The organism is Limnohabitans sp., assembly GCF_030158565.1.
In the GTDB taxonomy this organism is placed as follows: Bacteria; Pseudomonadota; Gammaproteobacteria; order Burkholderiales; family Burkholderiaceae_C; genus Limnohabitans_A.
In genome coordinates, this window is sequence record NZ_JAOASQ010000004.1 from 12586 (window position 1) to 32896 (window position 20311).

The window sequence follows — 20311 nt, forward strand, 5'->3', positions numbered from 1 at the left end:
AGTCCGGGATGTCAGGCAAAACAAGTCAGGGATGACCGGCAAAGTGAGTCCGGGATGACAGCTAAAGCAATTTAGGGCCGACAGAAGTTGCAGATTCGCCCCGATATTTTCAAATTTCCATGGGGCGGATCAATAACGCTGCGCCGCAGCGCGATAGACCGTGTTGAGGTCGCATTTTTTCAATTGACTCCGCCCGACCCTGTTTCAGCAGCGTTATACGGCTAGAGCCTCTTTGTTAAAAATGCTCAACCGGTGTTCCTCAACCCCGCCGCAATCCCGTTGATCGAGATGTGGATGCCGCGCTGCACCCGCTCGTCGGCCAAGCCGGCGCGGTAGCGGCGGATCAGCTCGACTTGCAGGTGGTGCAACGGGTCGATGTACGGAAAGCGGTGGCGGATGGAGCGGGCGAGAGCCGGGTTGCTCTCTAGCCGGTTCTTCTCGCCGGTGATTTGGGCCAGCGCGTCGGCGGTGCGGTGCCATTCGGCCTCGATGGCGGCAAAGATCTTTTTGCGCAGGCGGCTGTCGCTGACCAGTTCGGCGTAGCGTGAGGCCAGGGCCAGGTCGCTTTTGGCCAGCACCATGTCCATGTTGGACAGCAGGGTGCGGAAGAAGGGCCACTGGCGGTACATCTTTTGCAGCAAGGCCAGTGCGGCTTTGCGTTCGGCCGCATCGGGCTTGTCCAGAAAGGCTTGCACGGCCGAGCCAAAGCCCAGCCAGCCGGGCAAGGTCAGGCGGCACTGGCCCCAGCTGAAGCCCCAGGGGATGGCGCGCAGGTCTTCGATTTTTTCCAATGCCTTGCGCGAAGCGGGGCGTGAGCCGATGTTCAGCTGGGCCAGTTCTTTCAGCGGTGTGGCCCCAAAGAAGTAGTCGGTGAAGCCAGGCGTGTCGTACACCAGCCCACGGTAGGCGTCCATGCTGGCTTCGGACAATTCGGCGGCGGCGTCCAAAAACGCCCGTGTGGCGGGCTTGGTGGGTTGCAGCAGGGTGGCTTCGAGTGTGGCGGCGACCAGGGTTTCCAGGTTGCGGCGGCCGATTTCGGGGTTGGCGAATTTGGCACCAATGACTTCGCCTTGCTCGGTCAGGCGGATCTGCCCGCGCACGGTGCCCGGTGGCTGCGCCAAGATGGCCTGGTAGCTGGGGCCACCGCCTCGGCCCACGGTGCCGCCGCGTCCATGGAACATGCGCAGGGTGATGCCGTGGCTGCGTTCGAGTTTCTCGAACAATTCCACCAGCGCGATTTCGGCGCGGTACAGCTCCCAGTTGCTGGTGAAGATGCCGCCGTCTTTGTTGCTGTCGGTGTAGCCGAGCATGATGTCCTGCTCGCCACCGCTGCGCTGCACCAGGGCAGCCACGCCGGGCAGGGCGTAGAACTCGCGCATGATGGGCGCGGCGTTGCGCAGGTCTTCGATGGTTTCGAACAGCGGCACCACGATCAGGTCGTTGATCGCCTCTGTGTCCAGCGTGCCGCGCATCAGGCCCACTTCCTTTTGCAGCAACAGTACTTCCAGCAAGTCGCTCACGGTTTCGGTGTGGCTGATGATGTAGTGGCGGATCGCTTGCTTGCCAAAGGTGCTCAGCATGCGCTGGGCGGTTTCAAAGATGGCCAGTTCGGACACGGCGTGTTCGCTGTAGTCGGCACCGGGCACGCGCAGTGGGCGGGCGTCGTTGAGCAGGCCCAGCAGCAGGGCTTGTTTGGCGTGTTCGTCGAGCTGGCTGTAGTTCTTTTCCACGCGGGCGGTGGTCAGCAGTTCGGCCACGACTTCTTCGTGCTTGTCCGAACTTTGGCGCAGGTCCACCGTGGCCAGGTGAAAGCCAAACACCTCCACGGCACGGATCAGCGGGTGCAGGCGCTGCGCGGCCAGCGCTTCGGCGTGGTGGCTGCACAAAGACGCTTCGATGGTGCGCAGATCAGTCAAAAAGTCTTCGGCGCTGGCATAAGGGTTCTGCGGGGCGACGGCGTGGCGTGCGGCTTCACCACCCGTGAGGGTTTTCAATGTCGCGGCCAGGCGGGCGTAAATGCCTGTCAGTGCCCTGCGGTAGGGCTCATCCTGGCGGTGTTCGTTGGTGTCGGGCGAGCGTTCGGCCAAGGCCAGCATGTCCGGGCCAAAGGGCACCAGCATGGCCGACAGCGACAGCTCGCTGCCCAGGTAATGCACTTCGGTCAGGTAGTGGCGCAGGGCCACATCGCTTTGGCGGGTCAGGGCGTGTTCCAGCGTTTGGGCGGTCACATTGGGGTTGCCGTCGCGGTCGCCACCGATCCACTGGCCCATGCGCAAGAAGCTGGCAATCGGCTGGCCCGGCAGGGCTTCTTCCAGCTCGGCATAGAGCTTGGGGATTTCGCGCAGGAAGGTGGCTTCGTAATAGCTCAGCGCGTTTTCAATCTCGTCGGCCACGGTGAGTTTGGTGAAGCGCAGCAGGCGGGTTTGCCACAGCTGCATCACGCGGGCGCGCATTTGTTGCTCGTTGGCGGCCAGCTCTTTGGGTGTCAGGGCGTCTTTGGCAGCGTTCACCATGGCGGCGCGGGCCTTGATGGCATCGCGCTCGGTCAGCAGGTGGGCGATGTCGCGCTCGGCGTCCAGAATGCTTTTGCGCTGCACTTCGGTCGGGTGGGCGGTGAGCACGGGCGAGACGTAGCTGGTGGCCAGCATGTCCGAGATGCTGCGCGGCGTGATGCCCGCCCAGCGCAGGCGCTGCAGCGCCACGTCGATGCTGCCTTCTTGCGTGTGGCCAGCCCGCTCGTGGATGGCGCGGCGGCGGATGTGGTGGCGGTCTTCGGCCAGGTTGGCCAGGTGACTGAAGTAAGTGAAGGCGCGGATCACGCTCACGGCGCGGTCGCCGGGCAAGCCCTTGAGCAGCTTTTTCAGCGCCTTGTCGGCCTCGTGGTCGGCATCGCGGCGGAAGGCCACCGACAGCTTGCGGATTTGCTCCACCAACTCATAGGCCTCGGGGCCTTCTTGCGTGCGGATCACGTCACCCAGAATGCGACCCAACAGGCGAATGTCTTCGACCAGCGGGCGTTCGCTGTCGCGTTTGTCGGTTTTGCTGGCGCGCACGGGGGCGTTTTTGGACAGCGCGGCGGTGGTTTCTTTGGAGGCCTGTTTCATCGTGAGGTGTGCGGTGAAGGGGTGGTTCGGCAAGCGTGTGTGCAGCGCTTGTGGCGCTGTGCCTCATGCTAGCATCGGCCAGCCCCTAGAAATTACCAACGGGTTTCATCTTGATGAAGCCTTTCTTCAGAGAAATTCAACGTGTCTTTGACTTCTTCCCCCACCATCGTGATTGCCACCCGTGAAAGCCGTTTGGCGCTTTGGCAGGCTGAGCACGTCAAAGCCTTGCTGGAGGGCCTGGGTTGCACGGTGCAATTGCTGGGCATGACCACGCAGGGCGACCAGATTCTCGACCGCAGTTTGAGCAAAGTGGGCGGCAAGGGTTTGTTTGTGAAAGAGCTGGAAGTGGCTTTGCAAGAAGGCCGTGCCGACATCGCGGTGCATTCGCTCAAGGATGTGCCCATGGACATGCCCGAAGGCTTTGAGCTGGCCTGCGTGATGGAGCGAGAAGACCCACGAGACGCCTGGGTGTCGTCGCAATATGCCCGGCTGGAAGACTTGCCGCAAGGCGCAGTCGTTGGCACCTCCAGTCTGCGCCGAACCGTGCTGCTGCGTGCATTGCGCCCCGATTTGAAGATCGAGCCCTTGCGCGGCAACCTCGACACCCGCCTGCGCAAGCTCGACGAAGGCCAATATGCGGGCATTGTGTTGGCGGCGGCGGGCCTCAAGCGTTTGGGTTTGACCGATCGCATTCGACACATTTTTGAAACCACCGAGATGCTGCCGGCCGCAGGCCAGGGCGCTTTGGGCATCGAGATCCGCAGCGACCGCGCCGATTTGCGGGCTTTGCTGGCCCCCTTGGCCGACAGCGTGACTTGGCAGCGTGTGGCCGCCGAGCGGGCGGTCAGCCGCGCCATGGGCGGCAGCTGCTCCATGCCTTTGGCCGCGCATGCGGTCATGGACGGCGGCGCGCTCAAGCTGCAAGCCGCTTGGGGCGACCCGCAAGGCGACACCACTTTGGTGACGGCAGCCTCGGACATCACCGCGACCGATTTGACCGCTGCCGAGGCTTTGGGCCTGCGCGTGGCGCAGGCGCTGCAGCAGGGCGGCGCGCATTAAGGCGCACATGGTGGCCGAGCCTGCCGTCCTGGTCACCCGGCCCGAGCGCGAAGCCGAGCCTTGGGTTCAGGCCTTGCAAGCCGAAGGTGTGCGCGCCGAGGCTTTCCCGCTGATTGACATTTCAGCCTTGCCCGATCCGTCGGCTTTGCAGGCGGCCTGGCAGCAAGTGCCGACATGTCTGGCGGTGATGTTTGTCAGCGCCAATGCCGTGCGGTTTTTCATGGCGGCTCAGCCGGGTGGTGTCCATGTGCAGGCCTGCCGCGCCTGGGCCACAGGGCCGGGCACGCAGGCGGCCTTGCTGGCGGCGGGCTGGCCCGCGCAGCAGATCGATGCACCCCCGGCCGATTCAAGCCAGTTTGACTCAGAAGCCCTTTGGGCGGTGGTGGCTGAACGCGTTCGTGCCGCGCAGGCGCCAAGCCCGGCCCGTGTGCTGATCGTGCGGGGGGCCGATGCGCAGGGCCAGATGGCCGGGCGCGATTGGCTGGCGCAGCAACTCGAAGAAGCGGGCTTGCTGGTATTGCAGGCGGTGGCTTATGTGCGGCGTGCGCCGGTTTTGTCGCCTGCGCAGCAAGCGCGGGCCGAGCAGGCCATGCACGACGGCAGTCTGTGGCTGTTCAGCAGTTCCGAAGCGGCGCTGCACCTGACGCAGGCTTGCCCGCGCTTGGACCTGTCCCAAGCCCGTGCGCTGGCCACCCATCCGCGCATTGCCGAGCGCTTGCGCCAAGCCGGTTGGGGCCATGTTGAACTGGTGCCTGCAGCACTGAGTGCACAGGCCTTGTCTATAAAATCACTTTCATGACTTCCATGCCCGACAACGCCTCTGTTTCTGAACCCTCTGCGTCCGCAGCCCCCATGCTGCGGTCCTGGAAAATCTGGCTGGCGCTGGGTGTGGCGGCCTTGGCCTTGCTGGTGTCGGTGGGGCTGTGGCAAAAGCTGGCGCGTATTCAGGAGCAGCTGGCACGCCAAAGTGCCGATGCCGGCCAGCAGTCGCTGGAGGCCAAAGCTTGGGCCAAACAGGCGCAGGACACCGTCAAGGACAGCGCAGCGCGGCTGGGCTTGGTCGAGGCCCGTCTGGGCGAGGTGGCGCTGCAGCGCAGCCAGCTCGAAGAGCTGATGCAAAGCCTCTCGCGCTCGCGTGATGAAAACCTGGTGGTGGACATCGAAGCCGCTTTGCGCATGGCCCAGCAACAAGCCCAACTGACGGGCAGTGTGGAGCCTTTGCTGGCCGCGCTCAAGTCGGCACAGCAGCGCGTGCACCGCGCGGCCCAGCCCCGGTTGGCTCCTGTGCAGCGGGCACTGGAAAAAGATCTGGAGCGCCTGAATGCCGCGCCGGTTTTTGACTTGCCTGGTTTGCTCATCAAGCTCGACGAGGGCGTGGCCCTGGTCGATGGTTTGGTGTTGGCGAACCAGAACCAGGCCGCCAATGTGACGCTACCCGGACCTGCCAGTGCCGATGGTGCGCAGCCCGCACCGTCTTGGTGGATGGCCGGTTTGAACCGCTTTGGCGAGCAGCTGCGGGGCTTGGTGCGTGTCAGCCGCATCGATTCGCCAGAGGCGGCCTTGCTGTCCCCAGAGCAAGGTTTTTTCCTGCGTGAAAACCTGAAACTCAAATTGCTCAATGCCCGCCTGGGTTTGCTGGCCCGCCAAAAAGACGCGGCCCGCAACGATCTGGGTTCAGCAGCGGTCATGGTGCGCCGTTATGCCGATGCGTCCTCTCGCAAAACCGAGCAGATGCTGCAGTTGCTGGAGCAGGCTGGTCTGCAAATGAAAGCCAGTGAGATGCCTCATCTGGCAGCCTCGCTGAATGCTTTGTCCACCGCTGCGGCAGGAAGGTAAGACCCATGCGTGCAGCTCTTTGGCTCCTCAGTTTGTTTGCGCTGGCGGCAGCGGGCGCTTGGTTTGCGGGCAACAACCAGGGCACGGTGACTTTGTTCCTCTCGCCTTACCGGGTGGACATGTCGCTGAACCTAGTGTTGCTGATCTTTGTCTCGGTGGTGTTGTTGGTGGTGGTGGCGCAGCAGGCGTTGTCGGCTTTGTTCGCCTTGCCCAAGCAGGCGCAGCGCTGGCGCTTGCAGCAAAAAGAGCGGGCAGCCCACGCGGCCTTGCTGGACGCCATCAGCCACTTCATGGCCGGGCGCTTTTTGCGCGCCCGCAAGTCTGCGCAAACCGCACTCGAAAAAGAAGCCTTGATGCAGGCAGCAGGTCTGGCGCTGGACCATGCGGTGTCTTTGCGCACGGTTTCCCACGTCATGGCGGCCGAATCGGCACATGCCTTGCAGGACAAGACACTGCGTCAGCACCATCTGGCACAAGCCGCTGTGCAAGCTCAGATGGCGCCAACTGCCGAGCGCCAGACCTTGACCGAGGGCGTGCAGTTGCGTGCGGCGCGTTGGTTGCTGGACGACCGCGATGCCGAGGCCAGCTTGGAGCGCCTCAAGGAGCTGCCGCCGGCGGTGGGCCGTCGCATGGTGGCCCTGCGTTTGCTGCTCAAGGCCTCGCGCCTGGCCGGGCAAACCGCGCAGGCGCTGGACACCGCCGTGTTGCTGGCCAAGCACCGGGCTTTCACACCTTTGGCGGCCGAGAGTCTGGTGCGTGGCTTGATTCTGGAATGGCTCACGCAAGTGCGCGATGCCGACGGGGTGCAAAAGCTTTGGCAAAAACTCAGCCCTGCTCAGCGCAAGATGCCCGATGTGGCCGCTGAAGTGGCTTTGCGGTTCATGGCCCTGGGTGGCCCTGCCAGCACGGCCCGTTTGTGGCTGGAGCCTTTGTGGGCGCCCTTGCAAGGTAGTGCTTTGGCGCAGTGGTCGCCTTTGCAAAAGTTGCGCGTTGTGCAAGCGCTGGAGCGCAGCCAGCCCGATCCGCAAGCGCCCGATGCCCGCCAGGCCCTGGCGCGTGCAGAGAGCTTGCAGCAAGCCCACCCACGCGACCCGCGTTTGCAGTATTTGGCCGGTATGGTGTGTTTGCGCCAACGCTTGTGGGGCAAATCGCAGGCCCTGCTGTCGCAAGCGGCCAAAGGCCTGCAAGAGCCCGAATTGCAGCGTGGCACTTGGCTGGCTCTGGCCGAATTGGCTGAGCAACGCGAAGACGCCGTGGCTGCGGCGCAAGCCTGGAAGCAAGCGGCACGGGTCAACGGCTAAGGCGTTCTCAGGAAGCGGCTTGGCCCCTCTGTCTGCCGGGCTTGGGTCATGCGCTGAGTGATGAGTTGCCTGCATACCGCAAGGCGCTGATGTCTTGTAGTGAGCCTGGATTCAGGCACAAAAAAGCCGAACCCGCGGGTTCGGCTTTTTGTGGGCTGCGCTGAATGTCATCAGCGCATCGCGGTCAGAACGGCAAGTTCATGTCTTTCAGGTCTTTGCGTGTTTCCACCAGAACCAGAGGACCTTCGTTGACGACCACGGCTGGAGGGCGCTCACGCGGCACATGCACCGGCTTGGGCTCGGCGGCGATGGCGGCCTGAACGGCTGCGATCTTGTCGGCGTCGGAGTTCACCCACACCAGGCCAGAGGTTTGTGCGACTTGTTGCAGGCTGTCCAGGGGCAGTGCGTAGCTGGCCACTTTGGGCAAGCTTGGCACGGGCTGGGCGGCTGCGCTTGGCGCGGGCAGGGCAGCTGCGCTTGGCGCAGGTGCTGGCGTTGGGGCGGGTGCCGCCGTCACGTGTGTGATCACGGGGGCAGCCACTTGCGGGGCCACTTCGGCAGGAGCCGCAGCAGGCGCTGTGACAGGCGTTGGCTCCGCTTGTGCAACTTCTACCTGGGCGGTTTCAACGGGCGCCGCTTGGACCGGTGCAGCCGCTTGTTGCGCACGCTCGAAGTAAGAGCGTGGTGCAGGGCGGTCTTCACCGGTGTTGGCTTCGGCTGCAGGGGCTGCATCGCTCACGGCGGTGTCATTGTCCTGACGGGGCTCGCCGTCCTGGCGTGCTTCGCCATTGCGCTCGCGGCGGTCGCGGCCATAACGGTCGCGTGAGCGGCGTTCGCGGCGTTCGCCGTTGTTCTCGGTCGGTGCTGCGCTGTCGGCAGTGAGCGCTTCCTGGGCTTCTGTGGCCACAGTGGTTTCTGCGGTGTTCAGCTCGCCAGGGGCTTTGTCGTTGTTGCGACGCTCGCCGCGTTCACGGCGGCCTTCACCACGCTCGCCACGGCCTTCGCCCCGTTCACGGCGGCCTTCACCGCGTTCGCCACGCTCGGCGCGAGGTGCGCGTTCTGTGCGGGCTTCGGTGGTGCCGTCAGCGGCCAACTCGGCAGGTGCCTCGTTGCGGTTGTTGTCACCGCGTTCGCGGCGGCCTTCGCGGGGCTGGCGCTCACCGGCTGGGCGCTCGGAGCGCTCGCCACGTGCTGGACGGCCTTCGCCATCGCGCACTTCGTTGCGGCCTTCGCCACGGCGACCACCTTCACGCGGTGCGCGGCCTTCGCCTTGCACGCCTTCGGCACGTTCTGTGCGCTCACCACGGCGGCCATCACGGCGACCGTCGCGGCGGCCATCACGGCCACCTTCACGACGTTCACCATTGCGCTCGCCGTTGCGGCCTTCGCGGGCTTTGCCGTCTTTCTTGTCGGCCACAGCGGGCTTGGCTTCTTCGGTGCTGCCACCGAACAGGCTCTTGAGCCAGCCAAAGAAACCACCGCTGGCAGCGGCGGCCTTCACAGGGGCAGCGGCCTTGGCGGGCTTGGCCGCTGCGGCAGGCGCTTCAGCCTTGACCGGTGCCACAGGGGCGGGAGCATCGGGCAGCACGCCTTTGATGACCGGGGTCTGCTTGTTGGTGGGTTCTTGCGAACGACGCGTCACGGTGGTGGCGTCTTCGACGATCTCGGCCATCTTGTAGCTGGCTTCGATGCGGTCCAGGCGTGGGTCGTCGTGCTTCAAGCGCTCGAGCTTGTAGTGCGGGGTTTCCAGCGACTTGTTGGGCACCAGCAGCACGCTGATGCGTTGCTGCAGTTCGATCTTGGCGATCTCGGGGCGCTTTTCATTGAGCAGGAAGGCGGCCACTTCGACGGGCACTTGCGCGTGCACGGCGGCGGTGTTGTCCTTCATGGACTCTTCCTGGATGATGCGCAAAATTTGCAGTGCCGAGCTTTCGGTGTCGCGGATGTGGCCAGCACCGCCGCAACGTGGGCAGGGGATGGATGCACCTTCGGACAGGGCAGGCTTCAAGCGCTGGCGGCTCATTTCCATGAGGCCGAATTTGCTGATGGTGCCGAACTGCACGCGGGCGCGGTCCTGGCGCAAGGCATCGCGCAAGCGGTTTTCCACTTCGCGGCGGTTCTTGCTTTCTTCCATGTCGATGAAGTCGATCACGATCAGGCCGCCCAGATCACGCAGGCGCATCTGACGGGCCACTTCGTCAGCGGCTTCCAAGTTGGTGCGGGTGGCGGTTTCCTCGATGTCGCCGCCCTTGATGGCGCGGGCCGAGTTCACGTCCACCGACACCAAGGCTTCGGTGTGGTCGATCACGATGGCGCCGCCCGAGGGCAGTTGCACGGTGCGGGCGTAGGCCGACTCGATCTGGTGCTCGATCTGGAAGCGGCTGAACAGCGGCGCGTCGTCGCGGTAGCGCTTCACGCGCGGCGCGAACTCGGGCATCACGTGGCTCATGAACTGCTGAGCTTGTTCGTAGATGTCGTCGGTGTCGATCAGGATGTCGCCGATGTCGTTGTTGAAGTAATCGCGGATGGCGCGGATCACCAGGCTCGACTCTTGATAAATCAGGAAGGCGCCTTTGCCCTGGGCAGCGCCGTCAATGGCGGTCCAGAGTTTGAGCAGGTAGTTCAGGTCCCACTGCAGCTCGGGCGCGGAGCGGCCGATGCCTGCGGTGCGGGCGATGATGGACATGCCCTTGGGGTACTCCAACTGGTCCATCGCTTCTTTGAGCTCGGCGCGGTCGTCGCCCTCGATGCGGCGGCTGACGCCACCACCACGGGGGTTGTTGGGCATGAGCACCACGTAGCGGCCAGCCAGCGAGATGAAGGTGGTCAGGGCAGCGCCCTTGTTGCCACGTTCTTCTTTTTCGACCTGGACCATCAGTTCCTGGCCTTCGCGGATCACATCGTTGATGCGGGCTTGGCTGACGGACACGCCTTCAGCAAAATACTGGCGCGAGATTTCCTTGAAAGGCAAGAAGCCGTGGCGGTCTTCGCCGTAGTCGACAAAACAGGCTTCGAGCGAGGGCTCGACGCGGGTCACCACCGCTTTGTAGATGTTGCCCTTGCGCTGTTCGCGGCCTTCGATTTCGATTTCGTAGTCGAGGAGTTTTTGTCCGTCGACGATGGCCAGGCGGCGTTCTTCAGCCTGCGTGGCGTTGATGAGCATCCGTTTCATGATGCGTTCCTTCTCTTATCAGTGTCGGCTCCAGTGCGAAAAAAAAGTCCGCTGACTGGGGCCTGTTTACACAACCGGCTTCGGGTTCCTGAGAACCTCAAAGCCCACGTTGCCGGAGCTGACGCCTGAAACGAAGGGAATTGCCGAAGGTGTCCGACATTCAGCTGCGCGTGAGCACAGGAATGGGGATCGTGGCGCGTGGATGGGGCGAGTGGAAAGTCGTGCAGAGATTCGTCCACTGCCGGGGGCTTCCCCCGGTGTCCAAGACAAACTGTCGGGCACAAGGCGTGACGGCAGAGCCTGGCTTTGTGAGCCACTCCATCCACATCAGCAAAGTTCCGAACAACACAAACATCTCGCTTTGATCCGTTCAGCAGCCTTCTGAGGCTGCTGAACTTGGGGTATTCCGTATCTGGGTTTCTGGGCGTCGGCTCAACCTCCGGGGCGATTGGCCACTGTTGGCGTTGGCCTTCAGTCTGCAAATCGTGCCGGGGGTGGCATCGACCATCTGGTTTGGCGCGGTGGTGGTGGACTAAACTCCTGTCTTCAGGAATTCATTTCCATTTGAATCAACCACTTACAGCCAATTGCCAGTGAATCACATTATAGGGGCCCAAACCGCTGCTGCGTCGCCCGCCGTCAAATGGTTGTTGGTGGACGAAGAATCTGCCGGTCAGCGCTTGGACAACTTTTTGATGCGCCACCTCAAAGGGGTGCCCAAAACCCACGTGTACCGGATCATCCGAAGCGGCGAGGTGCGCATCAACAAAGGCCGCGCCTCGGCCGAGACCCGGGTTGAAACCGGCGACGAGGTCCGCCTGCCGCCCGTGCGCATTTCTGAAAAAGTGGCCGAAAAGGCGGCACGACCCGCCCCTGGCCGCGAATTTCCGGTGCTTTTGGAAGACGACAGCCTGATGGCCATCGACAAGCCTGCCGGAGTGGCGGTGCATGGGGGCTCGGGGGTGAGCTTTGGGGTGATCGAGCAACTGCGCCAGGCCCGGCCCCAGGCCAAGCTCTTGGAGCTGGTGCATCGGCTGGACCGCGACACCAGCGGGATTTTGCTGGTGGCCAAAAAGCGCAGCGCCCTGAAAAACCTGCAAGACCAGTTCCGTGAACGCGAGACGGGCAAAACCTATCTGGCCCTGGTCAAGGGCGAATGGCCCGCCAAGCTCAAGGTGATTGACCAGCCGCTGCACAAGTTTTTGCTGCCCGACGGTGAGCGCCGCGTCAAAGTGACCACGCCCGAAGACCCGGACGGTATGCGCTCGATCACGTTGGTGAAGGTGTCCCAGCGCCTGGCCGGCGCCACGCTGCTGGAGGTGACCATCAAGACCGGGCGCACCCACCAGATCCGGGTGCACCTGGCCAGCAATGGTCACCCGATCGCCGGTGACGACAAATACGGTGACTTTGAATGGAACAAGGTGCTGCCCAAGCAGGGCCTCAAGCGCATGTTCCTGCACGCCTGGCGTTTGCAGTTCAACCACCCGGCCACCGCCGAGCGCGTGGCCTTGCAAGCCGATCTGCCCCCTGAATTGAAAGCCTACGTCGACCATGCCCAGCTCAAGACCCCGTCAGTTTGACCTGATCGCCTTCGATTGGGACGGCACCCTGTTTGACTCCACGGCCATCATCACCCGTTGCATCCAGCGGGCCGTGGTCGATGTGGGGGGGCAAGAGCCCAGCCGCGAAGCCGCCTCTTATGTGATCGGCATGGCGCTCATGCCTGCGCTGGCCCATGCCGCGCCCGATGTGCCGGCTGAAAAATACCCGGCACTGGGCGAGCGTTACCGCCACCACTACATCGCGCACCAGAACGACATCAGCCTGTTCGACGGTGTCTTGCCTTTGCTGCACGCCCTGAAGGCGCGGCACCATTGGCTCACGGTGGCCACGGGCAAAAGCCGCCATGGCCTGAATGAAGCTTTGCGCGATGTGGACCTGCGCGATGTGTTCGATGGCTCACGCACGGCCGATGAGACAGCGGGCAAGCCCAGCCCGCTGATGCTGCACGAGCTGATGCGCGAGTTTGGCGTGGAGCCCGAGCGCACCTTGATGATCGGTGACACCACGCACGATTTGCAGATGGCTTTGAATGCCGGTTGCGCCAGTGTGGGTGTGAGCTATGGTGCCCACGAGCCCGAGGCTTTCCATGTCTTGAAGCCGCGCCATGTGGCGCACAGCGTGCAGGACCTGCACGACTGGTTGTTGCAACACGCTTGAGACTGGAGCGGTCATGGATGCGGTGATCCCTTTGTGCAACAGCGCGGACCTCGTCAACGGGGGCCGCGCCGTGCCCTTTGACATTGTGTATGCCGGGCAGACTTGCCGGGCTTTTGCCATCCGCTACCAAGGTGAGGTGCATGCGTACCTGAACCGTTGTACCCATGTGGCGATGGAGATGGACTACCAGCCCGATCGTTTTTTTGACAACACCGGCCGCTGGCTGATGTGTGCCACCCATGGCGCCACCTACCAGCCTGACACGGGCGCGTGCTCCGGCGGACCCTGCCGCGGCGGCCTTGTGAAAATAGACCTTTCAGAGCGGGACGGCGTGGTTCACTGGCATACTGCCTACAACTTGAAACCTGTTGAATTTTGACCATGCAAGAACCCCGCGAGCCCTTGTTCACCACCGATTCAGCCGATGCCATGCCCGCGGCTGAGCGCAGCTGGGAGCGTCGCACCTTGGAAGCGCTGGCCTTTGCCACCTTGCAAGAGCAAAAAGCAGCACGCCGCTGGAAAGTGGGCCTGCGCCTGGCCTGGTTGCTCTTGATCTGTGTGATCGCCTGGCAGGCCTTCAGCTACAACTCGCCCACCATGAGCCCCAGCATGCCGCACACGGCCATGGTGGCCATCAAGGGCGAAATCGGCTCGGAAGGCGATGGCAGTGCAGAGAACGTCATGGCCTCCATGCGCAGTGCGCTGGAAGACTCAGGCTCACAGGCCTTGGTCTTGTTGATCAATTCGCCCGGCGGCAGCCCTGTTCAGGCGGGCTTGATCAACGATGAAATTCGCCGACTGAAAGCCCTGCACAAGAAACCGATTTACGTGGTGGTGGAGGAGTCGTGTGCTTCAGCCGCTTACTACATCGCCGCCGCCGCCGACAAGATTTTTGTCGACAAGGCCAGCATCGTGGGCAGCATCGGTGTCTTGATGGACGGCTTTGGCTTTACGGGCCTGATGGACAAGTTGGGTGTGGAGCGCCGCTTGATGACGGCGGGGGTCAACAAGGGTTTTCTGGACCCCTTCAGTCCGCAAACCGAAGCCCAGCGCAAACACGCGCAGGCCATGCTCGATCAGATCCATTCCCAGTTTATTCAGGTCGTGCGTCAGGGCCGAGGTGAGCGCCTGAAAGAAACCCCTGAGATGTTCAGTGGCTTGTTCTGGAGCGGTCAGCAGGCGGTGGACATGGGCCTGGCCGATGCCATGGGCAGCCTCGACAGCGTGGCGCGCGATGTGGTCAAGGCACCCGAGGTGATTGATTATTCCCGTCACGAAAACGTGGCCGAGCGATTGGCCAAGCGCTTTGGCGCAGCAGTGGGCGAGGGCGCTGTGCACGCCCTGCGCATGGGCTCAGCCCTGCGCTGATCGCCGTCAAGGCCCGATGGCGTAGACCGCGGGCGTGTGACCATCAGGGCCTTGCAGGCCCTTTTTCCATTGGGCCACCGTGTGGCTCTGGATGCGTGCCGAGGGCAGCGTCAAGCCGCTGGCAATCGCCAGCCGAGTGCTGCCTTGCAAACTTTGCAGCAAGCCGCTGAGCATGGCGGCATTGCGGTAAGGCGTTTCAATCCACAGCTGCGTTTGGCCTGTTTTGTGGGCCAGCGATTCGAGTTGTTTCAGGCGTGCAGCCCGCTCCCCGGCGTCTTGCGGCAGGTAGCCCACAAATGCAAAGTTCTGGCCATTGAGTCCACTGGCGGCCAGGGCCAGCAGCAGCGACACCGGACCGACCAAAGGGATCACGCGCAAACCCAGATCGTGCGCAGCCCGCACCACCGAGCTGCCCGGGTCGGCCACGGCGGGCATGCCCGCTTCGCTGATCAGGCCGATGTCGTGCCCCTTCAGCGCCGCTGCCAGCAAGGGTTTGCCATCAAAACCCGATTGGTGGTCGCCTTTTTTGTGCACATGGCGCGGCAATTCGGTGATCTGTTGCTCGGCCAGAGGTGCGACCAAAGGATGAGATTCACCCACGCGCTTGAGGAAGGCGCGGGTGCTTTTGGCGTTTTCGCAGACCCAGTGCTGCAAGCTGGCGGCGATGGCCAGCGTGCTGACGGGCAGGACATCGCTGACCGGGGCTTGCTCGGCGCAGCCAAAGTCCAGCGGGGTGGGCACCAAGTACAGGCGGCCTTGTGCTTTCGGTGCGTTCACAGCAGTTTCACTCCAGCTTGGCGCAGCAGGCGTGCAGTGCGGATCAAGGGCAGGCCGATCAGCGCGGTGGGGTCGTCGTTGTCGATGGATTCGAGCAGCGCAATGCCGAGGCCTTCGCTTTTGGCGCTGCCTGCGCAGTCATAAGGTTTTTCGGCTTGCAGGTAGGACTCGATCTCGTTGTCGCTCAGGTCGCGAAAGACCACCCGCACAGCGGCCAGGTCTACCGCCTCAAAGCCGGTGGCCAGGCACACCACGGCCAAGGCGGTTTGAAACACCACGGTTTGGCCACGCATCTGCCGCAATTGCTGCACGGCGCGGGCATGTTCACCGGGTTTGCCCAAAGGCACCCCGGCCAGATCGGCCACCTGGTCGGAGCCAATCACCACCGATTCGGGGTGTTGGGCTGCCACGGCTTTGGCTTTGGCCAGGGCCAGGCGCAGGGCCAGATCGCGGGGCGATTCACCCGTTGCAGGGGTTTCGTCAACGTCGGGTGCGGCCACTGAAAATGGGATGCGCAAGCGCTCCATCAGTTCGCGACGGTAGCGCGAGGTGGAGCCCAGCACCACGGGGCGGGTTTCGGTGGAGTTCAAAACAGAGGGGCTTGCAGAAATGCTCATGGGGGTGATTCTCTTACACTGCGGGTATGGAAAAAAAGTTGGACCCCTCACATCTGGATGTCGTGGCCTTTGCGCGTGACGGCGCAAGCCTTGAAGGTCAGTCGCCCCTGAGCGCTTTGCCTCGCCTGCTCGATGAGCAAGTCGCGGGTGATCTGCAAGCTGGGCTGGTGGCTTGGCGCTTGCAAGGCCGTTTGGTGCCCCAGTCAGGGGGCGCCGATCAGGTTTGGCTGGATTTGCAAGCCTCGGTGGCCTTGCCCATGCAGTGCCAGCGTTGCCTGACCCCCGTGCTGGAGACGGTGGAGGCCGAGCGCTCGTTCCGTTTTGTGGCCGATGAGGCCACGGCCGCCGCGCTGGACGATGAGGCTGAAGAAGATATTTTGGTCATCAGCCGTGACTTTGATGCGCTGGCCTTGGTGGAGGATGAGCTGATCTTGTCTTTGCCCTTGGTGCCTTTGCATGAAGTCTGCCCGAAAACCGTGCCCATGTCGGCGGTGGACCCCGAGTTCGAGACCGCTGCGGTCAAACCCAATCCGTTTGGTGTGCTGGCGGGCTTGAAAACAGGCAAGCCCTGATCTTTTGAAACGGGATGGCCAAGTGCTTCAGCTTAGGCTATAATCGATGGCTTCGCTCAGTTCTCTTCTGAGTGACACTGTTATCAACCAGAAGCTGCGTTGTATTTGCGCGGCCTCCACAAGCTTCCAAGGAGCCATCATGGCTGTTCAGCAAAACAAAAAATCGCCTTCCAAGCGCGGTATGCACCGTTCGCACAATGCACTGAACGTGCCAGGTATCGCTGTGGAACCCACCACCGGTGAAACACACCTGCGTCACCACATCAGCCCCAACGGTTTTTACCGTGGCCGCCAAGTGCTGAAGAACAAGTCAGAAGCCTGATCGGCGTCAGCCCTCAAGCCTCAAGAGGCCCGGCGCTACTTTTAAAGTAGCATCGGGCTTTTGTTTTTGTGGCTTTTGATTTGCATTTTTTCGTTTTGAGTCCAAGGATTCCATGACCTCGTCCACCCCGATCACTGTGGCAGTCGATTGCATGGGCGGTGACCACGGCCCACGCGTCACGCTGGCCGCGTGCCGTCGTTTCCTGTCGACTCACCCCGATGCCCGTTTGCTCTTGGTGGGTCGCCCCGAGGCTTTGAGTGGTTTGTCCGATCCGCGTGCTCAAGTGGTGCCCGCCACCGAAGTGGTGGAGATGGGCGATCCACTGGAAATTGCCTTGCGCAAGAAAAAAGACTCGTCCATGCGCGTGGCCATTGAGCAGGTGCGCGATGGCCAAGCCGGTGCTGCCGTGTCTGCGGGCAACACCGGTGCATTGATGGCCATTGCCCGCTACGTGCTCAAAACCATGGACGGCATCGACCGTCCCGCCATTGCTGGTCAGATGCCCAACTTCAAGGGCGGTGGCACCACCATGCTGGACCTGGGCGCCAACGTTGACTGCACGCCAGAACACCTGCTCCAGTTTGCGGTGATGGGCTCGGCCCTGGTTTCGGTGCTGCAGGACAAGCCAAACCCCACGGTGGGCTTGCTCAACATCGGCGAAGAGGCCATCAAAGGCAATGAAATCATCAAGAAAACTGGTGAATTGCTCCGATCTGCAGGCAACGCTGGTGATTTGAATTTCCATGGCAACGTGGAAGGCAACGACATTTTCAAGGGCACGGTGGACATCGTGGTCTGTGACGGCTTTGTGGGCAATGTGGCCCTGAAAGCCAGCGAAGGCTTGGCCACCATGATTGGTGGTTTTCTGAAAACCGAGTTTTCTCGCAATATCTTCACGAAAATCGCAGCACTTTTAGCTTATCCGGTCTTATCTGCATTTAAAAATCGCGTAGACCACCGTCGTTACAACGGCGCAGCCCTGTTGGGCTTGCGTGGCTTGGTGTTCAAGAGCCATGGCTCGGCCGATGAGATTGCTTTTGAAACCGCCCTGAACCGGGCTTATGATGCAGCCCGAAACCAATTGCTGGATCGCGTTCGTGAACGCATCGCGCATGCGGCCCCCTTGTTGATGGGCGCGCAGGCCGAGCGCTCAGAAGCGGTCACCACACCATGAGAATTTATTCCCGCATTCTGGGCACCGGCAGCTACCTGCCGGCCAACCGCCTGACCAATGCCGATCTGGCTGCCCAACTGGCGCAGCAGGGCGTTGAAACCTCTGACGACTGGATCGTTGAGCGCACGGGTATCCGCGCCCGCCACTTTGCGGCCGACCAGCAAGGCAGTAGCGATCTGGCCACCGAAGCCGCCCGCAAGGCGCTGGCCGCCGCAGGCATCGGTGCTGACGATCTGGACCTGATCATCGTGGCCACCTCGACCCCCGACATGGTGTTCCCGTCGGTGGCGACCATGGTGCAGCACAAGTTGGGCACCGCAGGCTGCCCGGCGTTTGACGTGCAAGCCGTGTGCAGTGGCTTCATTTATGCGCTGACGATTGCCGATTCGATGATCCAGTCGGGCTCGGCCAAACGTGCGCTGGTGATTGGCTCGGAAGTGTTCAGCCGCATCCTCGACTTCAAGGACCGCACCACCTGCGTCCTGTTTGGTGACGGCGCTGGCGCGGTCATCCTGGAGGCTTCGGACCAACCCGGTATTTTGGCCACCGACTTGCATGCCGACGGCAAACACAAGGACATCCTGTGTGTGCCCGGTCATGTCAACCAGGGTGGCATTCTGGGCGACCCGGTCCTCAAGATGGACGGGCAAGCCGTGTTCAAACTGGCTGTGGGCGTGCTCGAAGAAACTGCCCGGGCCAGCTTGGCCAAGGCCAACTTGACCGATGCCGACATCGATTGGCTGATCCCGCACCAGGCCAACATCCGCATCATGCAAAGCACGGCCCGGAAGTTGAAGATGTCTTCGGACAAAGTGGTGGTGACCGTCGATCAGCACGGCAACACCTCGGCTGCTTCTATCCCGCTGGCGCTGGACACCGCCGTGCGCGACGGGCGCATCCAGCGTGGCCAGACCCTCATGCTCGAAGGCGTGGGCGGCGGCTTCACCTGGGGCTCGGTGCTCCTGCGTTATTGATTCGCGCTTGATTTGACAGGCCCGGGTCAGCGATGCGCGGCACGCTCTCCGGGATTCTTTCCAGATATAAAAAATTTGCACATGACCTCATTTGCTTTTGTTTTTCCCGGTCAGGGCTCCCAATCGGTGGGCATGCTGGACGCCTGGGGCGATCACCCTGTGGTGCTCGAAACCCTGAAAGAAGCCTCGGACGCCCTGGGCGAAGACGTGGCCAAACTGATCCACGAAGGCCCCAAGGAAGCGCTGGCCATGACCACCAACACCCAGCCCGTGATGCTGGTGTCGGCCGTGGCCGCTTACCGCGCCTGGCTGGCCGAAGGTGGTGCCAAGCCCTCTGTGGTGGCCGGTCACTCGCTGGGCGAATACAGCGCTTTGGTCGCTTCGGGTGTGTTGACGCTGGCGCAAGCCGCGCCCCTGGTGCGCTTGCGCGCCGCCGCCATGCAGGAAGCCGTGCCCGTGGGCGTGGGTGCCATGGCCGCCATTTTGGGTCTGGCCTCTGACAAAGTCATCGAAGGCTGCAAAGCAGCACAAGCCACCTTTGCTGCTGACAGTGCCGAAGTGGTGGAAGCCGTGAACTTCAACGACGCGGCGCAAACCGTGATCGCGGGCAGCAAGGCAGCCGTGGACAAAGCCTGCGAAGTGCTCAAGGGCATGGGCGCCAAGCGCGCGCTGCTCTTGCCCGTGTCGGCGCCTTTCCATTCGAGCCTGATGAAACCCGCCGCCGAAAAGCTGCGTGAGAAGCTGGCCACCTTGACTTTGGGTGTGCCGCAGATCCCGGTGCTCAACAACATCGACGTGGCCATCGAAACCGATGCCGACCGCATCCGCGATGCGCTGTACCGCCAGGCTTTTGGCCCGGTGCGCTGGGTCGAATGCGTGCAGGCCATCAAGGCCCGTGGCGTGACCACCTTGGTCGAGTGCGGCCCCGGCAAGGTGCTGGCGGGCATGACCAAGCGCATTGACGCTGAATTGAACGGCGTGGCGCTGTACGACCCCGCCACCTTGGCCGAAGTGAAAGGACTCCTCGCATGAGCGAAGCACAAAAACACATTGCACTCGTCACAGGCGCTTCGCGCGGCATTGGGGCATCGATTGCCCTGCACCTGGCCCAACAAGGTTTTGTGGTCATTGGCACCGCCACCAGCGACGACGGTGCTGCCAAGATCAGCCAAGCACTGTCGGCCTTCCCAGGCAGCCGGGGTGCCAATTTGAATGTGAACGACGCCGCGGCAGGCGAAGCCCTGATCGACGCCATCGTCAAGGAGCACGGCGGCCTGCAGGTGCTGGTCAACAACGCGGGCATCACCCGCGACACCCTGGCCATGCGCATGAAGGACGACGATTGGGACGCGGTGCTGGACACCAACCTCAAGGCGGTGTTCCGCATGAGCCGCGCTGTGATTCGCCCCATGATGAAGCAGCGCTATGGCCGCATCATCAGCATCACCAGCGTGGTGGGCGCGTCGGGCAACCCTGGCCAAGCCAACTATGCAGCGGCCAAGGCCGGTGTGGCGGGCATGACCCGTGCCCTGGCCCGAGAGTTGGGTAGCCGCAACATCACGGTCAACTGCGTGGCCCCCGGTTTCATCGAAACCGACATGACCGCCAGCCTGCCCGAAGAACAACAAAAAGCCTTGCTGGGCCAGATCCCTCTGGGCCATCTGGGCAAACCCGACGACATCGCCCATGCCGTGGCCTACCTGGCCGGAACGCACGCGGGCTATGTCACCGGACAAGAATTGCATGTCAATGGTGGCATGTTCATGGCCTGATTTCCGGAAACCCCTTCCGGACAGGTAAAATCTTCATTTT

18 protein-coding genes are annotated in these 20311 nt (G+C 62.6%); 14 read left to right on the forward strand and 4 right to left on the reverse strand.

The features are described 5' to 3' along the window. Positions 1 to 245 precede the first annotated feature (245 nt). Positions 246 to 3104 carry a phosphoenolpyruvate carboxylase gene (gene ppc, locus Q1W40_RS00665; RefSeq protein WP_300707821.1) on the reverse strand — a complete coding sequence of 953 codons (2859 nt, stop codon included), beginning with the start codon at positions 3102 to 3104 and terminating at the stop codon, positions 246 to 248. Between the two features lie 141 nt (positions 3105 to 3245). Between ppc and hemC the strand changes: the two genes are divergently transcribed. The 4 genes from hemC to Q1W40_RS00685 are packed head-to-tail and all read left to right on the forward strand — an operon-like array spanning position 3246 to position 7300. After that, positions 3246 to 4163 carry a hydroxymethylbilane synthase gene (hemC, locus tag Q1W40_RS00670; RefSeq protein ID WP_300707823.1) on the forward strand — a complete coding sequence of 306 codons (918 nt, stop codon included), beginning with the start codon at positions 3246 to 3248 and terminating at the stop codon, positions 4161 to 4163. A gap of 7 nt (positions 4164 to 4170) precedes the next feature. Then, positions 4171 to 4962, forward strand: a complete 792-nt coding sequence (locus Q1W40_RS00675; RefSeq protein ID WP_300707825.1) for a uroporphyrinogen-III synthase — start codon at positions 4171 to 4173, stop codon at positions 4960 to 4962. Continuing rightward, on the forward strand, positions 4959 to 5999 hold the full coding sequence (locus tag Q1W40_RS00680) for a uroporphyrinogen-III C-methyltransferase (protein ID WP_300707827.1): 1041 nt from the start codon (positions 4959 to 4961) through the stop codon (positions 5997 to 5999). The genes Q1W40_RS00675 and Q1W40_RS00680 overlap by 4 nt, the downstream gene beginning before the upstream one ends. A 5-nt stretch (positions 6000 to 6004) precedes the next feature. Next, complete coding sequence (locus tag Q1W40_RS00685; RefSeq protein ID WP_300707829.1) at positions 6005 to 7300, forward strand: heme biosynthesis HemY N-terminal domain-containing protein; 1296 nt, start codon at positions 6005 to 6007, stop codon at positions 7298 to 7300. Between the two features lie 184 nt (positions 7301 to 7484). On the opposite strand, the gene Q1W40_RS00690 is transcribed toward Q1W40_RS00685, so the two are convergent. After that, positions 7485 to 10472: an Rne/Rng family ribonuclease gene (locus Q1W40_RS00690; RefSeq protein WP_300707831.1), complete on the reverse strand. Its 2988-nt coding sequence runs from the start codon at positions 10470 to 10472 to the stop codon at positions 7485 to 7487. Positions 10473 to 11065: 593 nt separating this feature from the next. Between Q1W40_RS00690 and Q1W40_RS00695 the strand changes: the two genes are divergently transcribed. Genes Q1W40_RS00695 through Q1W40_RS00710 form a run of 4 tightly spaced genes read left to right on the forward strand, consistent with a single transcriptional unit; the run spans position 11066 to position 14063 of the window. Next, the gene (locus tag Q1W40_RS00695; RefSeq protein WP_300707833.1) at positions 11066 to 12055 is read left to right on the forward strand and encodes an RluA family pseudouridine synthase; all 990 of its coding nucleotides are present in this window, start codon (positions 11066 to 11068) and stop codon (positions 12053 to 12055) included. After that, the gene (locus Q1W40_RS00700) at positions 12027 to 12695 is read left to right on the forward strand and encodes an HAD-IA family hydrolase (protein WP_300707835.1); all 669 of its coding nucleotides are present in this window, start codon (positions 12027 to 12029) and stop codon (positions 12693 to 12695) included. Before Q1W40_RS00695 ends, Q1W40_RS00700 begins: the two co-directional genes overlap by 29 nt. 13 nt (positions 12696 to 12708) lie before the next feature. Beyond that, a complete protein-coding gene (locus Q1W40_RS00705) occupies positions 12709 to 13074 on the forward strand; it encodes a Rieske 2Fe-2S domain-containing protein (RefSeq protein WP_108322256.1) in 366 nt (121 codons plus the stop codon). 2 nt (positions 13075 to 13076) lie between these two features. Then, positions 13077 to 14063 carry a S49 family peptidase gene (locus Q1W40_RS00710; RefSeq protein WP_300707839.1) on the forward strand — a complete coding sequence of 329 codons (987 nt, stop codon included), beginning with the start codon at positions 13077 to 13079 and terminating at the stop codon, positions 14061 to 14063. Between the two features lie 6 nt (positions 14064 to 14069). On the opposite strand, the gene Q1W40_RS00715 is transcribed toward Q1W40_RS00710, so the two are convergent. After that, complete coding sequence (locus tag Q1W40_RS00715; RefSeq protein WP_300707841.1) at positions 14070 to 14840, reverse strand: SAM-dependent methyltransferase; 771 nt, start codon at positions 14838 to 14840, stop codon at positions 14070 to 14072. Continuing rightward, entirely contained in the window at positions 14837 to 15457 is a 621-nt protein-coding gene (locus Q1W40_RS00720) for a Maf family nucleotide pyrophosphatase (RefSeq protein WP_300707843.1), read from the reverse strand. Before Q1W40_RS00720 ends, Q1W40_RS00715 begins: the two co-directional genes overlap by 4 nt. 26 nt (positions 15458 to 15483) lie before the next feature. Here Q1W40_RS00720 and Q1W40_RS00725 point away from each other — a divergent pair, with 26 nt between their 5' ends. From Q1W40_RS00725 to fabG, 6 genes are all read left to right on the forward strand, one after another. Continuing rightward, complete coding sequence (locus Q1W40_RS00725; protein WP_300707846.1) at positions 15484 to 16029, forward strand: YceD family protein; 546 nt, start codon at positions 15484 to 15486, stop codon at positions 16027 to 16029. Positions 16030 to 16168: 139 nt separating this feature from the next. Then, a complete protein-coding gene (gene rpmF / locus Q1W40_RS00730) occupies positions 16169 to 16351 on the forward strand; it encodes a 50S ribosomal protein L32 (RefSeq protein WP_005794249.1) in 183 nt (60 codons plus the stop codon). 112 nt (positions 16352 to 16463) lie between these two features. After that, positions 16464 to 17525, forward strand: coding sequence for a phosphate acyltransferase PlsX (gene plsX, locus Q1W40_RS00735; protein WP_300707848.1), 1062 nt, complete (start codon positions 16464 to 16466; stop codon positions 17523 to 17525). Then, positions 17522 to 18499, forward strand: coding sequence for a beta-ketoacyl-ACP synthase III (locus Q1W40_RS00740; protein ID WP_300707850.1), 978 nt, complete (start codon positions 17522 to 17524; stop codon positions 18497 to 18499). Before plsX ends, Q1W40_RS00740 begins: the two co-directional genes overlap by 4 nt. Before the next feature lie 81 nt (positions 18500 to 18580). Then, a complete protein-coding gene (gene fabD, locus Q1W40_RS00745; RefSeq protein WP_300707852.1) occupies positions 18581 to 19531 on the forward strand; it encodes an ACP S-malonyltransferase in 951 nt (316 codons plus the stop codon). Then, positions 19528 to 20271 (forward strand): 3-oxoacyl-ACP reductase FabG, encoded by a 744-nt coding sequence (fabG, locus tag Q1W40_RS00750; protein ID WP_300707854.1) that lies wholly within the window; start codon positions 19528 to 19530, stop codon positions 20269 to 20271. The genes fabD and fabG overlap by 4 nt, the downstream gene beginning before the upstream one ends. The last annotated feature ends 40 nt before the right edge of the window (positions 20272 to 20311 follow it).